Raw genomic sequence first — 14,945 nt, 5'->3', positions numbered from 1 at the left:
GGTGGTGTGAGAGGACGCTAAATAAAATAATTATTTAGCTCCTACTCGATTGTTAAATTTTCAGCTATATTTACAATTTCATCTACACTATAGTTAGATGATTGAAGTACTAATTTATCTTTTAAATTTTTTAGTTCAATAGGATTGTTAATTAAATAATCTATAGTATTATTTATTTTAGTTAAATCTTTTATATAAAGTGAACAACCTGATTTAACTAAAAAATCTGTATTTTCCATTTCTTGTCCTGGAATTGCAAATGGAATTATTAAAGGAATATTTTTAACTATAGATTCGGTTACGGTTAATCCACCAGGTTTTGAAATTATTATATCGCAATAATCCATTAATATAGGAATATCTTTTGTAAATCCTAATATATGTAATTTTTTATTGTTATAAGAATTACTGTTACAGTAATCATTTAAAGAGTTTTCTAATTTTTTATTTTTCCCACAAACTACAGTTATTCTTAGCTTATGGGGACTTTTTAATAATTCTTTTAAAACTAATGAGATTGTGTTTAATCCAAGACTTCCACTCATTAATAATAAATTGAAATACTCATCATTTAAATTTATAATAGAATTATTTCTATTATAAAAAATCTTCTTAATAGGAATACCAATCGGATATATTATACCTGGATTTATTCCTTTATCTATTAATGAGTGTTTTGTGTAGTCGCTTCCAGTAATATAAGCGTCTACATATTTACTTATATAAGTATAATGTGCTTTAAAATCCGTAACAATCAATATATAAGGTATATTTAAACCTTGTTTTTTTAATGATGAAACCATATTAATAGATAATGCATGAGTAGCAACTATTATATCTGGATTAGTATCATTTACTAGTTTAAATAATTTCTTTTTAGTAAATACAAAAAGAATTTTTAATAATATATTAGTAAATCTGTTATTTGTACATTTATAAAATAATCCATAAAAATATGGAAATCTACATGCTAAAATTTCATATCCTGTTACAATTAAGTTATTTAAAAATTTACTGCTTTTATATAAAAAATCATATTTTATAGTTTCGTATCCAGAGTTCTCAAATGAAGCAGATATTGAATCTGCTGCTTGGTTATGACCTTGCCCTGTAGAAGTTGTTAAAATTAAAACTTTTTTCATTAAATTCCACTCATTTCTACTAAATTACATACAAGTAGTTTATCACAATTTTTAAATAGGATAAACTATTTATTTATAAGAGCTTTTAATCATATGTAAATAAAAAAGAAAATGGGAAAGACTAAGTCTTTCCCTTAACGTTCTATTTAGTATCAAGATTGAATCTTTTGTTGAATTTTTCAACTCTACCGCCAACGTCAACGATCTTTTGCTTACCAGTGAAGAATGGGTGGCATTTAGAGCATATTTCAACTTTAAGTTCTTCTTTAACAGAACCAGTTGTAAAACTGTTTCCACATGCACACTTAACCACTGCGTCTGTGTGGTATTCTGGATGTATGCCTTGTTTCATATTTTTCACCTCTTCCAATAAGTTAACTTATTATTACTATTATTAAATAGCTATTAAATTATATCATAGCGTAATATAACGGTCAATGCAAATTTATGGTAGTAAAAAGCTCTTTTTTACATATCTATTAAATGTTATAATCGATTAAGATAATTAAAAGAAGAGGAGTATTTAAGCATGAGCAAATTATATTTTAGGTATGGAGCAATGAATTCTGGAAAATCTACTCATTTAATGCAGGTAGCTCATAATTATGAAGAACGAGGTATGAATGTAGTTCTTATAAAACCTTCTGTTGATAATAAAGGTGGAGATAAAATAGTATCTAGACTTGGTGTTGAAAAAAAAGTAGATATTATGATTTCAGAAAAAGATAATATTTTTGATTTAGTATCAGAATATATAAATAAAAAATCAAAGATTGATTGTCTTTTAGTTGACGAAGTGCAGTTTATGAAAACAAATCAAATAGATCAGTTATTTAAGATTGCTGTTACATTAGATATTCCTATTATATGTTATGGATTAAGAACGGATTTTAAAATGAATGGATTTGAAGGAAGTACAAGATTATTATTATTAGCACACAGTATTGAAGAAATGAAAACAATATGTGAATGTGGAAAAAAAGCTATATTAAATGGTAGAAAAATTAATGGTAGATTTGTATTTGAAGGACAACAAGTGGCAATAGATGAAGAAAATGATGTTTATTATGAATCTTTATGTGGGCAATGTTATTACAAATATAAAAAGATTAATTAAAAAATAATTGGTAATTGGGGAGAACAGGTATGAAGAGATGCGATGTTGGAGGTCAAGCAGTTATTGAAGGCGTAATGATGAGAGGTAGCAAAGGTTTAGCTACAGCTGTTAGAACTTCAAAGGGAAATATAGAAGTAAAAATGGACAGAGCAGAATCAATAACTAAAAAATATAAATTTTTAAATATTCCTTTTTTGAGAGGTTTTTTTATATTAATTGATTCACTAAAAGTTGGAATGAATTCGTTAAATTATTCTGCATCATTTTTTGATGAAGATGAGGAACCTTCAAAATTTGAAAAATGGATTAATGAAAAATTAGGAGACAAATCTAATGATTTAATAATGGCTATAACTTTAATATTTTCATTTATGATATCTATAGCTCTTTTTGTATTATTGCCAACTAGTATGGCGGCTTTGTTTAAAAAATTTACTACATCTCATGTTTTGTTAAATTTTATAGAAGCTATTATTAGAATAATTATACTTATAGGTTATATGTTTATTATAAGTAAATTAGATGATATATATAGGGTTCTAGAATATCATGGAGCAGAACATAAAACTATATTTTGTTATGAAAATGAAGATGAGTTAACTGTGGAAAATGTTAAAAAATGTAGTAGATTTCATCCTAGATGTGGAACAAATTTTTTATTTTTAATAATGTTTGTTAGTATAATTGTATTTTCTTTTACAGGATGGGGAAGTATTACTGAAAGATTGATATTAAGAATTGTATTAATTCCTGTAATTACAGGGATTACTTATGAATTGATAAAATGGCTAGGAAAGAATAATAATTCTCTAGCAAAAGCAATTGCATGGCCAGGATTAAAATTACAATGCTTAACTACAAAAGAGCCAGATGATTTTCAGATAGAAGTTGCAATTGCATCACTTAAAGCAGCGGAAGGTATTAAAGATGATGAATAATAAAAGTGTAGGTGAGTTATTAAATGTAGGAACTGCTATTTTGAAGGAATGTGGAATTAATACTTCAAGATTAGATGCAGAATTAATATTAGGAAAAGTATTGAATAAAGAAAAAATATATTTAATAACACATAGAGAAGAAAAAATAGATAAAACAAATGAAAAAATATATATGGAACTTATTAATAAGAGAAAAGAAAAAATGCCAGTTAAATATATATTAAATGAATGCGAATTTATGAATATGAATTTCTATGTAGAATCAGGTGTGCTTATTCCAAGAGCGGATACGGAAATATTAGTTGAAGAAGTACTAAAGCATATAAATGAAAATGATAGTAAAAGCATATGTGACTTATGTTGTGGATCAGGTGCAATAGGAATAGCATTAGCTAATTTAAGGAAAAATATTAATGTAGATTTAATTGATTATTATGAAACACCAGAAAAAGTTACATTAGTTAATATAGAAAAATCTAATGTTTCAGATAGAGCAAGTTTTATAAAAAGTGATTTATTAAATAAAAGTATAAATGATGCAAAGAAATATGATATTATAGTTTCTAATCCACCTTATATAGAAGAATGCGAAATAAATGATTTAATGGAGGATGTTAAAAATTATGAACCACACACGGCTTTAAGTGGTGGAAAAGATGGATTAGATTTTTATAAAAGAATAATAAATGAGAGTATAAATGTTTTAAATGAAAGTGGAATATTGGCATTTGAAATAGGTTATAATCAAGGTACTGATGTAAAAGAACTAATGGAAGAGAAAAATTTTATTGAAGTAAAAATAGTAAAAGATTTAGCAGGATTAGATAGAGTAGCAATAGGAAAATATTATAAATAAGAGTTTAAATGTAAAAGTATTATAAATTTATTTTTATATAAGAGGGTATAATAAATTTAATTAGCTAAAGAATATATTCTATGTATATCTGATTATTGATTAAAAGTTTTAAAATATGCTATAATACTAAGTGGTCTTTAATTTAAGAAAATAATGTTTCATTTAATAAGACCATATTTAACAGAAATTTTGAAGTGAAATTAAAATATATTATTAAAAATATTTTATATATGATATGTGTAAAAATGAATTACGGAGTGATTAAATGTTATTAGATAAATTAGCCTTTATAGAAAATAAGTATGATGAACTATCAGTTAAAATTAGTGACCCATCAATTATGCAAAATCAAAATGAATGGAGAAAGTTATGTAAAGAACAAGCTGACTTAGAAATCATTGTTAATGCATATAAAGAATACAAACAAGTAATTGAAGATTTACAAGTTAATAAAGAGATGCTAAGTGATGAAAGCGATAGAGAAATGAAAGAAATGCTAAATGAAGAAATAGCATCTTTATCTCAAAGAGAAGTAGAATTAGAAAAAGAAATTCAAATATTATTACTTCCTAAAGATCCAAATGACGATAAGAATGTTTTTGTTGAAATAAGAGGCGGAGCAGGCGGAGAAGAAGCTGCTTTATTTGCATACAATTTATTTAGAATGTATACAAGATATGCTGAAAGACAAAGATGGTCTACAGAAATAATGAGTTTAAATGAAACTGATATTGGTGGATTTAAAGAAGTTGTCTTTATGATTAAAGGAAATGGAGCATACTCAAAATTAAAGTATGAAAGTGGAGTACATAGAGTTCAAAGAGTTCCAGATACAGAATCTAGTGGAAGAATACATACTTCAACCGTAACAGTAGCAGTATTACCAGAAGTTGATGATGTTGAAATAGAAATAGCAGATAAAGATGTTAGAATAGATGTATTTAGAGCTTCTGGTCATGGTGGACAATGCGTTAATACTACAGATTCAGCTGTAAGAATAACACATTTACCTAGTGGTCTTGTTGTATCATGTCAAGATGAAAAATCTCAATTAAAAAATAAAGAAAAAGCTATGAAAGTTCTTAGATCAAGATTATTTGAGAAAGCAGAACAAGAAAGAGCAGATGGAATAGCTGCTGATAGAAAGAGCCAAGTAGGAACTGGTGATAGAAGTGAAAGAATAAGAACATACAACTATCCACAAGGAAGAATTACTGACCATAGAATTGGATTAACATTATATAAATTGGATTCATTCTTAGATGGAGATGTTCAAGAAATGATAAATGCATTAATAACTGCAGACCAAGCAGAGAAAATGCAAAAAATGGGAAATAGTGAAATGTAGGGCATTACTTTAAATGTCAGACATTATTTAATAGCCTTGCATTTTAGAATGTGAGGCTTTTAAATAATAGGGGGTGAGGTTATAGATATTTACACTGCTATAAAGAAGGAAAAGTCATCTTTAAAAAGATTCATAATATTTATGATAATATTAGCAATTACACTACCAGCAGTTTTATTAATAACTAATCTTTTAAATGTATTTTATTTAATATATTTAACCTTAATTGAATTTTTAATAGTAATTTCTATACTTATTAAATTAAATGGATACAAGGTAGAATACAAATGTAATAATAATCGTCTAACGTTTAAAACGGGAATATTAGCAACTACATCATTAATATTATGCGATAAAGTTGTTTTAGTACATACTAATAAATCAGATTATGATATGGAAATAATTATTATTACAAGTATATCATTTAAAAATAGTTTACTTAGGCCTGTACCACCTAATTTTCTAAAAAGACATCCTAAACTCAAAAAGGAATATGAGAAGATACAGGATAAAAATCCAAATAAAACTTACTATTTTCAAATAGTAAGAAAAGGTGGATTAAAGAAGTATTTATTATTAGACTGCATATATAGAAATTGTGTTAAAGCTATATATACTGATTATAGTATACAAAATATAAAGATTGCACGAGGACAAACAATAGTTTAAAGAAAGAAGGCACATATTTTGAATACCAATATTATAAAAATTAATAATATTATTGATGATGAAGAAAAGATGAAAGAAGCAGCACAAATAATAAAAGATGGTGGCATAGTTGCCTTTCCAACAGAAACTGTATATGGGTTAGGTTCTGATGCATTAAATGAAGACGCTGTTAAAAAAATTTTCATAGCTAAAGGAAGACCACAAGATAATCCTTTAATTGTTCATGTTGCATCAAAGAATATACAAAGTTTAATTGAAGATATACCAGACATAGCTCAAAAATTAATAGATAAATATTGGCCAGGTCCATTAACATTGATTTTAAAGAAGAAGTCTATAATTCCTAATATGACTAGTGCTGATTTAGATACTATAGGAATAAGAATGCCTAATAATGAAATAGCATTAAAATTAATAGAGATGTCTAATACAGTTATTGCAGCACCATCTGCTAATATAAGTGGAAGACCTAGCCCAACAGATGTAGAAAGATGTATAGAAGATTTGTCAGGCAGAGTAGACTGTATAGTTGGCGGAAATAAAAGTGATATAGGATTAGAATCAACAATATTAGATTGTACAGTTAATCCGCCATTAGTGCTAAGACCTGGTGGAATAACTTTAGAAATGTTAAAAGAGATAGATAATAGAATAGAAATAGATGGTGCTATAATGAAAAAAAGTACTGGTGACTTAAAACCAAAAGCACCAGGAATGAAATATAGACACTATGCACCTAAAGCTAAAGTTAAGATAATTTCAGGTGAAAGAAAAAAAACTATTGAAAAAATTAAAGAAATGGTAGATTATTATATAGATAATAATAAAAAGGTGTGTATACTTACAATACAAGAAAATGAAAAAGAATATAATAAGGGAATCAAAGTAGTACTAGGTAGTAGAGAAAATTTACTTATGATTGCACAAAATTTATTTGAATCATTAAGAAAATGCGATGATTTAGGTGCAGATGTAATATTAGCAGAGGCTTATGAAGAAAAAGGTGTAGGAATAGCTATTATGAATAGACTAAATAAAGCCGCTGGATTTGATATTATAGAAGTATAATTTTACAAGAATATATAAATAAGATTTTGATTATTGCTTAAAATAAGAGGAAGATAAAGTTTAATAATCTACTTTTTCTTCTTTTTTTATGAATAGATATATATAGTATGGAGGTTTTGATTATGAAATTAGCAATCGGATGCGATCATGGTGGATTTGAATTAAAACAAGAAATTATAAAATTTCTAGAAAGTGAAGGACATGAAGTTAAAGATTTTGGTACACATTCAACAGAATCTTGCGATTATCCAGATATATCATTACCAGTAGCAGAAGCTGTTGTAGCTAAGGAATTTGAACTTGGAATATTAATTTGTGGTACAGGAATAGGTATAGGAATTGCAGCTAATAAGGTTCCAGGAATAAGAGCTGCATTATGTTCAGATACTTTTAGTGCACATGCAACAAGACAACATAATAATGCAAATATATTAACAATGGGTCAAAGAGTTGTTGGAATTGGCCTTGCTTTAGATATAGTAAAAACTTTTATATCATCTGAGTTTGAAGGTGATAGACATCAAAAGAGAATAGATAAGATTAGTGCAATAGAAGCTAAATACAGTAAATAATATTAATTTTAATATATTTAAACATTTAATTTTGGAGGGATAAATATGAGTAAAGTAATTGAAGTTAATCATCCATTAGTGCTACATAAGCTTTCAATGGTAAGAAGTAAGGATACAGGATCAAAGGATTTTAAGGAATTAGTAAAAGAAATCTCAATGTTACTAACTTATGAAGCAACAAGAGATATAAATATGGATGAAGTAGAAATTGAAACTCCTGTTTGTAAAACAAAATGTAGAGTTGTTTCTGGAAAGAAAATGGCTATAGTGCCTATCTTAAGAGCAGGTCTTGGAATGGTTGATGGTGTTCTTAGTTTAATACCAGCTGCAAAGATCGGTCATATAGGATTATATAGAGATGAAGAAACATTACAACCAGTAGAATATTTTTGTAAGCTTCCAAAAGATATAGAAGAAAGAGATGTTATAGTTGTGGATCCAATGCTTGCAACAGGTGGTTCAGCAGCAGATGCTTTAACTATGCTAAAAGAAAAAGGAGCTAAAAATTTAAAACTAATGTGTTTAATATCAGCTCCTGAAGGAATCAAATTAGTACAAGAAAAACATCCTGATGTAGATATATATGTGGCTTCTATAGATGAAAAATTAAATGAAAAAGGTTATATAGTTCCTGGCTTAGGCGATGCCGGAGATAGATTATTCGGAACTAAATAATATCTTATAGTATTAGAAAAGGAGTATCTTAAATAAAAAATTTAAAGATACTCCTTTTAAATTTATCTGTTATAATTAACATAAATAATGTTATTTTTAGGAGAATTAAAAATGGAAAGAACAATAAAAGAAAATTATTATTTAGATATTGCTGAAACTGTATTGGAAAGAGGTACATGCCTAAGAAGAAATTACGGTTCAATAATAGTTAAAAATGATGAAATAATATCAACAGGATACACTGGAGCTCCAAGAGGTAGAAAGAACTGTATAGATATTAATAGTTGTATAAGAGAAAAATTACAAGTGCCTAGAGGAACACATTATGAACTTTGCAGAAGTGTACATAGTGAGGCTAATGCTATAATTAGTGCATCACGAAGAGATATGATTGGAGCAACATTATATCTGGTAGGAAGAGATGTTAAGACAAGAGAGTATGTTGAAAATGCTAATTCATGTTCTATGTGTAAAAGACTGATAATTAATGCTGGAATTTCTTATGTTGTTATAAGAAAAGATAAAGAAAATTATCTTAAAATAGATGTAGAAGATTGGATAAAAAATGATGATTCATTAAATATAGATGAGAACTTTGGTTATTAAAAAGATTATAGATATTAAATTAGAATATATACAAAGATAATGCAAAAAATACTGACAAGAATTAATAGATCTTTATATATGAAAAATAAGTAGTCAAGATCTATTATTGCAGATTGGAGGAAATACTATGAGTAAAAAGAAAATTATAACTATATTTGGAACGAGACCTGAAGCAATAAAAATGGCTCCACTAGTTCAAGAATTAAAGAAAAGAGAAGAAATAGAAGCTAAGGTGTGTGTTACAGCTCAACACAGAGAAATGTTGGATCAAGTTTTAGAATTATTTAATATAAAACCAGACTTTGATTTAAATATAATGAAAACAAGACAAACTTTAACTGGAATAACAAATAAGGTATTGGAGGGGCTAGAAGAAATATTTGAACAAGAAAAGCCAGATATGATATTAGTACATGGAGATACTACAACAACTTTTGCAGGAGCATTAGCGGCATTTTATAAGCAAATAAAAGTTGGCCATGTAGAAGCGGGACTTAGAACCTTTAATAAATATTTTCCATTTCCTGAAGAAATGAATAGAAGGTTAACAGGAAACTTATCTGACTTACATTTTGCACCAACAAAAAGCTCTAAAGAAAATTTATTAAAAGAAGGTATTTCAGAAGGTATTATTTATATAACTGGAAATACAGTTATAGATGCTATGGAGCACACCGTAGAAGAAAATTATGAATTTGAAAATGAAGAATTAAAGAAAATAGATTTTAATAAAAAAGTTATAATGGTAACAGCTCATAGAAGAGAAAATTGGGGGGAAGGAATAAATAATATTTGTGATTCATTAAAGGAAATTGTTATAAACAATGAAGATGTTGAATTAGTATATTTAGTTCATTTAAATCCAATTGTTAAAGATGTAGTCTTTGAAAAATTAGGAAATCTAGATAGAGTGCATTTATTGCCACCACTAGACACTAAAGAAACTCATAATTTAATGAATAAATCATATTTAGTTATGACTGATTCAGGTGGGTTACAAGAAGAAGCACCACATTTAGGAAAACCAGTATTAGTGCTAAGAGACGTTACAGAAAGACCAGAAGCAGTACAATATGGAACAGTTAAACTGGTTGGTACTGATGTAGAAAAAATAGTGGGTGAAGCAAATAAATTATTAAATGATGTTGATGCATATAGCAGTATGAGTAAATCAGTAAATCCATATGGAGATGGTGTTGCTTCAATTAGAATAGCTGATGCTATATTGAAATATTTTGAATTAAGCGAAAAAGAAGTTGAAGAATTTAAAATATAAAATATAAACTTTGTTTAAAATTTAACAATAAAGTCTTGATTAATAAAAAAATTAAATGTATAATTATGTTATGTTAATAATTTAACGATAAGGATATTAAATATATATAATTTTTAGGAGGATTTACACATGAAAGAAGTAGTTATTGTAAGTGCAGTAAGAACAGCTCTTGGAAGCTTTGGTGGAGCATTAAAAACTGTTTCAGCAGTAGATTTAGGAGCAACTGTAATTAAAGAAGCTTTAAACAGAGCAGGTGTTAAACCAGAAGCTGTTGAAGAAGTTATAATGGGTAATGTTATACAAGCTGGTTTAGGACAAAACCCAGCTAGACAATCAACTTTAAAAGCAGGTTTACCTAATGAAGTTCCTGCTATGACAATTAATAAAGTTTGTGGTTCTGGATTAAGAGCAGTTAGTTTAGCAGCTCAAATGATAAAAGCAGGAGACGCAGATGTTATAGTTGCTGGTGGTATGGAAAACATGTCAGCTGCACCATATGTATTACCAGGTGCTAGATGGGGCCAAAGAATGGGCGACGCTAAAATGGTTGATACTATGATCAAAGATGGATTATGGGATGCATTTAACAACTATCATATGGGTGTTACTGCTGAAAATATCGCAAAACAATGGGGATTAACTAGAGAAGAACAAGATGCTTTCTCAGCTGCATCTCAACAAAAGGCTCAAAAAGCAATCGAAAGTGGAAGATTTAAAGATGAAATAGTTCCAGTTATGATTCCACAAAGAAAGGGAGAACCAAAAGTATTTGATACTGATGAATTCCCAAGATTCGGAACAACTAAAGAATCTTTAGGTAAATTAAAACCAGCTTTCATTAAAGAAGGAACAGTTACAGCAGGTAATGCTTCAGGAATAAATGACGGAGCAGCAGCTTTCGTTGTTATGAGTGCTGAAAAAGCAGCAGAATTAGGAGTTAAGCCATTAGCTAAAATACTTTCTTACGGATCAAAAGGATTAGATCCAGCTATAATGGGATACGGACCATTCCATGCAACTAAGAAAGCTTTAGAAGAAGCTAACTTAACTATTGCTGATTTAGATTTAGTAGAAGCTAATGAAGCTTTCGCAGCTCAAAGTTTAGCAGTTGCTAAAGATTTAGGATTTGATATGGAAAAAGTTAATGTTAATGGAGGAGCTATTGCATTAGGACATCCAGTTGGAGCATCTGGTGCTAGAATTCTTGTAACATTACTTCATGAAATGGAAAAAAGAGATGCTAAAAAAGGTTTAGCAACACTTTGTATAGGTGGAGGAATGGGAACTGCTCTTATAGTTGAAAGACTATAATTAGTAGTTACTAATTACTCTCAAGAAAATTGCTATGATTATTTAATCATAGCAATTTTTTTATTCTTTAGGAAATTGTAAAAATATTAAATCTGTGGATAATTTCTAGAATACCGTGTTTTAAAGGGATGATGAGCATCTCTAAAGAATAAAAAATAATCATATTTTAATTAAAACTTAGTTTAGTTACTTTGTTTCTTTGGATCAAATGTTCTTTAAAAGTTAAAATAAGCTTTTATAAAACTAAGATAATTAAAATTTAGAATATTAAAGAGTTTTTACAAAACTAAGGTTAAAGTACTTAAATAAGATTTTAAGATTAGACTTTATAAATGAAGAATTAATTTATAAATTCAGTTTTAAAATGTATTTACAATGAATTATTACATTTTATTATAATAAAAGGTAATAAAATTACATAATATAAGTATAATAATTATGAATGAATTCTTACAAAATTTTCAATTACAATTTATTTTAGTGTATATGTAATAAAAATATATGCAAGATGTAAAGAACAATATTGAATTAAACAATTATGAATACTACTTAATAAAGTGATTATAAGCTTGTTACTGGGTTTGATGGCGAATATTGAAAAAAAATATTGAATAAAACCAATTTTTTATATTCATTAGTACAAAAACAAAAACGACAATGTTTTACAAAATGATAAAAATTTTCAATGATAAAGTTTAATAAAGCTTAATAAAACTTATATATTCATGTAAAACAATCGTTGAAAATGATATCATGAAAAAAAATAAAATATTCAAAAAAATGAATATTCTGATAATTGCAAGAATTGATATTGATTAATTTATTTTTGTAGATAAATTGATTAAACAAGAAAATTACCTACATATACCAAAGGAAACAGAAGATAAATACATCCTATGATGATAAAAAGCAATTTATTAGTATAAATAGTATTTTATTAAAGCTTGATATGGTTATATAATATCTGATATTGAAGTCAAGAGGAGAGAATTATGAATAGAGAGCCGATTAAGCTTCTTAAAGATATGATTAAATTAGATTTAAGGGGTGGACTTTTAGTATCTTTAATTATAAGTATCCTTTTTTCTTTTAAGGATGCAAGTATATATTTTACAGGTATTATAATATCCTTAATTAACTTTATGATAAATGTTTATATTATCATAAGTTTCTTAGGATATAGTAATAAAAATAAATACATAACTATGAGTGTACCATTAAAAATAGGTATTGTAATTTTAGCATTATTACCTTTTATAAAAAATGTAGAATACATTTCTTTTTATATGTGTGGCTTTATCTCACATTATGTATTTTTAACATTTAACTCTATAAAGAGGGAGAAAGGAAGTGTTTAAAGTGGAACCCAGTAAGGTTGTATTTTCCTTTAAAATTGGAAATTTCCCAGTAGATGTTATTCCGGAAATAATAGTTCAATGGATAATAATTCTAGCTGTAGCAATAACGGCGTATTTACTAACAAAGAATTTAAAACAAAAGCCGAATAAGAAACAAGCAGCATTGGAAAAGTTTTATGAAACAGTAACTTCGCTTGTTAGTAATACTATGGGAGAAAGTTATGTAGGGTTTGTACCCTATGTAGGTACATTGATAATTTACTTACTATTATTAAATTTTACAGGATTAATTGGTATAAAACCGCCAACACAAAACTTAAGTGTAACTATTGGTCTTGCAATTACAACATTTGTAGTTATTAATTTTACTGCAATCAAGAGAAATGGCTTAGGTGGATATTTAAAAGGTTTTGGACATCCATTTATAGGTATGTTACCTATAAATATTATGGAAAGAGTTATGTTACCTGTATCTTTAGCACTCAGACTTTTTGGTAACATGTTAGCAGCGACAATTTTAGTTGATTTAGTATATGAAAAATTAGGTCATATAGGCATGGCAGCTCAAATTGGTTTACCAATAATAGTCCATGGATATTTTGATTTATTTGATGGTATAATCCAAATGCTAGTATTTACTATGTTAACTATAATTAATATTAAAACAACAGCAGAACATTAAGAAAATTTATTTATTTTAAGGAGGAATTATAATGAATTTAGCAGTTATCGGAGCAGGTATTGCTGTATTAACAGGATTAGGGGCAGGTATTGGAATTGGTTTAGCCACAGGAAAGGCTACAGAAGCAATTGCAAGACAACCAGAAGCAGCAAGTAAAATTCAAACTGCATTAATCATAGGAGCTGGACTTGCAGAAGCAACAGCTATTTATGGATTAATAATTGCATTTATGATATTGACAAAATAATATTTATGAGTTGATTATATTGACTCCGAAGGGAGGATATAGATAAGGATATGGAAACCAATTATTCAGTAATTTTTATGACAATAATTAACTTTTGTATTCTAGTTATTATTTTAAAGCATTTTTTCTGGGATAAAATAAAAGGTATAATTAATGAAAGACAAGATTTTGTTGATGAACAATTATTAAAAGCTGATGAAGACTCAGAAAAAGCAAGAATGTATCTACTAGAAAATCAAAGAATATTGCAATCAGCTAAAGAAGAAGGTAAAAAAATTACCGAAAAGCAAAAAGTAAAAGCAAATAAAGTATATGATGAAATAGTAGAAGATGCTAATGAAGAAGCTAAATCTTTATTAGAAAGAGCTAAGACTGATATACAACGTGAAAAAGAAAAAGCTGAGTATGAAATTAAAAAACAAGCAGTAGATTTAGCTATAGAACTTTCAATTAAGGCTTTAGAAGAAAACATAGACGAAAGTAAACACAGAGAACTTATAAGCGATTTTATTACTAAGGTAGGTATGTAGCTATGTATGAATACTTAGATAGGCGATATGCATTAGCACTTTACCAAGTTGCTGAAAAAAAAGGAAAAGTGGATGAGTACTTACAAGATTTAAGAGAAATTTGTGAACTTATTGAAAATAATCATGAATTTTATGAAGTAATAAGGCATCCTCAAATAAGTACAAAGAAAAAAAAGAAAACATTTATTAATATTTTTAAAAATAAGATTGATGAAGAGTTACTTTCTTTTCTTCTTATATTAATTGAAAAAGATAGAATACTTTATCTTAGAGAAAAATTAAATGAGATGGAAAAGATAGATCTTGAAAGAAAAAATACATTAAAAGGTATTATAAAGACAGCTATACCGCTTTTATCAAATGAACTTGATAATTTAAGAGATATTTTTCAAAAGAAATACGATAAAAATATCTTATTTGAAACGGAAGTAGATCGTAATTTATTAGGTGGAGTTTATGTAAGAGTTGGTCATGATGTAATAGATAATACTGTCAAATCTAAGATAGAAGAAATGAAAGATTTAATACTTAAACAGAAATAGAGGTGAAT

The 14,945-nt window shown here is 27.3% G+C and carries 16 protein-coding genes and 1 pseudogene; 15 read left to right on the top strand and 2 right to left on the bottom strand.

Annotated elements, in window-relative coordinates; genetic code table 11:
• Window positions 1-41: 41 nt before the first annotated feature.
• Together RYM86_RS15690 and rpmE are read right to left on the bottom strand one after the other, a co-directional pair.
• Window positions 42-1,142, bottom strand: a complete 1,101-nt coding sequence (locus tag RYM86_RS15690; RefSeq protein WP_315081656.1) for an MGDG synthase family glycosyltransferase — start codon at window positions 1,140-1,142, stop codon at window positions 42-44.
• Window positions 1,143-1,284: 142 nt separating this feature from the next.
• A complete protein-coding gene (gene rpmE / locus RYM86_RS15685) occupies window positions 1,285-1,494 on the bottom strand; it encodes a 50S ribosomal protein L31 (protein ID WP_003374052.1) in 210 nt (69 codons plus the stop codon).
• Between the two features lie 177 nt (window positions 1,495-1,671).
• Here rpmE and RYM86_RS15680 point away from each other — a divergent pair, with 177 nt between their 5' ends.
• The 15 genes and pseudogenes from RYM86_RS15680 (at window position 1,672) to RYM86_RS15610 (ending at window position 14,937) form a co-directional block, all read left to right on the top strand.
• On the top strand, window positions 1,672-2,259 hold the full coding sequence (locus RYM86_RS15680) for a thymidine kinase (protein ID WP_315081653.1): 588 nt from the start codon (window positions 1,672-1,674) through the stop codon (window positions 2,257-2,259).
• Between the two features lie 29 nt (window positions 2,260-2,288).
• A pseudogene (gene prmC / locus RYM86_RS15675) lies at window positions 2,289-4,053 on the top strand (peptide chain release factor N(5)-glutamine methyltransferase).
• A gap of 265 nt (window positions 4,054-4,318) precedes the next feature.
• The gene (gene prfA / locus RYM86_RS15670) at window positions 4,319-5,401 is read left to right on the top strand and encodes a peptide chain release factor 1 (RefSeq protein WP_012425848.1); all 1,083 of its coding nucleotides are present in this window, start codon (window positions 4,319-4,321) and stop codon (window positions 5,399-5,401) included.
• An 81-nt stretch (window positions 5,402-5,482) separates the two neighbouring features.
• Window positions 5,483-6,070 (top strand): hypothetical protein, encoded by a 588-nt coding sequence (locus RYM86_RS15665; RefSeq protein ID WP_315081658.1) that lies wholly within the window; start codon window positions 5,483-5,485, stop codon window positions 6,068-6,070.
• A gap of 18 nt (window positions 6,071-6,088) precedes the next feature.
• The gene (locus RYM86_RS15660; RefSeq protein WP_315081652.1) at window positions 6,089-7,138 is read left to right on the top strand and encodes an L-threonylcarbamoyladenylate synthase; all 1,050 of its coding nucleotides are present in this window, start codon (window positions 6,089-6,091) and stop codon (window positions 7,136-7,138) included.
• 122 nt (window positions 7,139-7,260) lie between these two features.
• The gene (rpiB, locus tag RYM86_RS15655; RefSeq protein WP_315081651.1) at window positions 7,261-7,710 is read left to right on the top strand and encodes a ribose 5-phosphate isomerase B; all 450 of its coding nucleotides are present in this window, start codon (window positions 7,261-7,263) and stop codon (window positions 7,708-7,710) included.
• A 45-nt stretch (window positions 7,711-7,755) separates the two neighbouring features.
• Window positions 7,756-8,385, top strand: a complete 630-nt coding sequence (gene upp / locus RYM86_RS15650) for a uracil phosphoribosyltransferase (RefSeq protein ID WP_315081649.1) — start codon at window positions 7,756-7,758, stop codon at window positions 8,383-8,385.
• A gap of 111 nt (window positions 8,386-8,496) precedes the next feature.
• Window positions 8,497-8,991 carry a deaminase gene (locus tag RYM86_RS15645; protein WP_012423888.1) on the top strand — a complete coding sequence of 165 codons (495 nt, stop codon included), beginning with the start codon at window positions 8,497-8,499 and terminating at the stop codon, window positions 8,989-8,991.
• 127 nt (window positions 8,992-9,118) lie between these two features.
• Window positions 9,119-10,267 carry a non-hydrolyzing UDP-N-acetylglucosamine 2-epimerase gene (wecB, locus tag RYM86_RS15640; RefSeq protein ID WP_315081647.1) on the top strand — a complete coding sequence of 383 codons (1,149 nt, stop codon included), beginning with the start codon at window positions 9,119-9,121 and terminating at the stop codon, window positions 10,265-10,267.
• 129 nt (window positions 10,268-10,396) lie between these two features.
• Window positions 10,397-11,578, top strand: a complete 1,182-nt coding sequence (locus tag RYM86_RS15635; RefSeq protein ID WP_315081646.1) for an acetyl-CoA C-acetyltransferase — start codon at window positions 10,397-10,399, stop codon at window positions 11,576-11,578.
• A gap of 992 nt (window positions 11,579-12,570) precedes the next feature.
• Window positions 12,571-12,936 (top strand): hypothetical protein, encoded by a 366-nt coding sequence (locus RYM86_RS15630; protein WP_315081644.1) that lies wholly within the window; start codon window positions 12,571-12,573, stop codon window positions 12,934-12,936.
• 1 nt (window position 12,937) lies between these two features.
• Window positions 12,938-13,618: a F0F1 ATP synthase subunit A gene (locus RYM86_RS15625; protein ID WP_315081657.1), complete on the top strand. Its 681-nt coding sequence runs from the start codon at window positions 12,938-12,940 to the stop codon at window positions 13,616-13,618.
• A gap of 31 nt (window positions 13,619-13,649) precedes the next feature.
• The gene (gene atpE, locus RYM86_RS15620) at window positions 13,650-13,865 is read left to right on the top strand and encodes an ATP synthase F0 subunit C (protein WP_315081643.1); all 216 of its coding nucleotides are present in this window, start codon (window positions 13,650-13,652) and stop codon (window positions 13,863-13,865) included.
• A gap of 50 nt (window positions 13,866-13,915) precedes the next feature.
• On the top strand, window positions 13,916-14,395 hold the full coding sequence (locus RYM86_RS15615; protein ID WP_315081642.1) for a F0F1 ATP synthase subunit B: 480 nt from the start codon (window positions 13,916-13,918) through the stop codon (window positions 14,393-14,395).
• A gap of 2 nt (window positions 14,396-14,397) precedes the next feature.
• A complete protein-coding gene (locus RYM86_RS15610; protein WP_315081641.1) occupies window positions 14,398-14,937 on the top strand; it encodes a F0F1 ATP synthase subunit delta in 540 nt (179 codons plus the stop codon).
• Window positions 14,938-14,945: the final 8 nt, after the last annotated feature.

Source organism: uncultured Clostridium sp. (assembly GCF_963527835.1).
GTDB lineage: Bacteria > Bacillota > Clostridia > Clostridiales > Clostridiaceae > Clostridium.
Note: the sequence above shows the minus strand (reverse complement) of the source record. Positions and strands in the feature narration are given on the sequence as shown.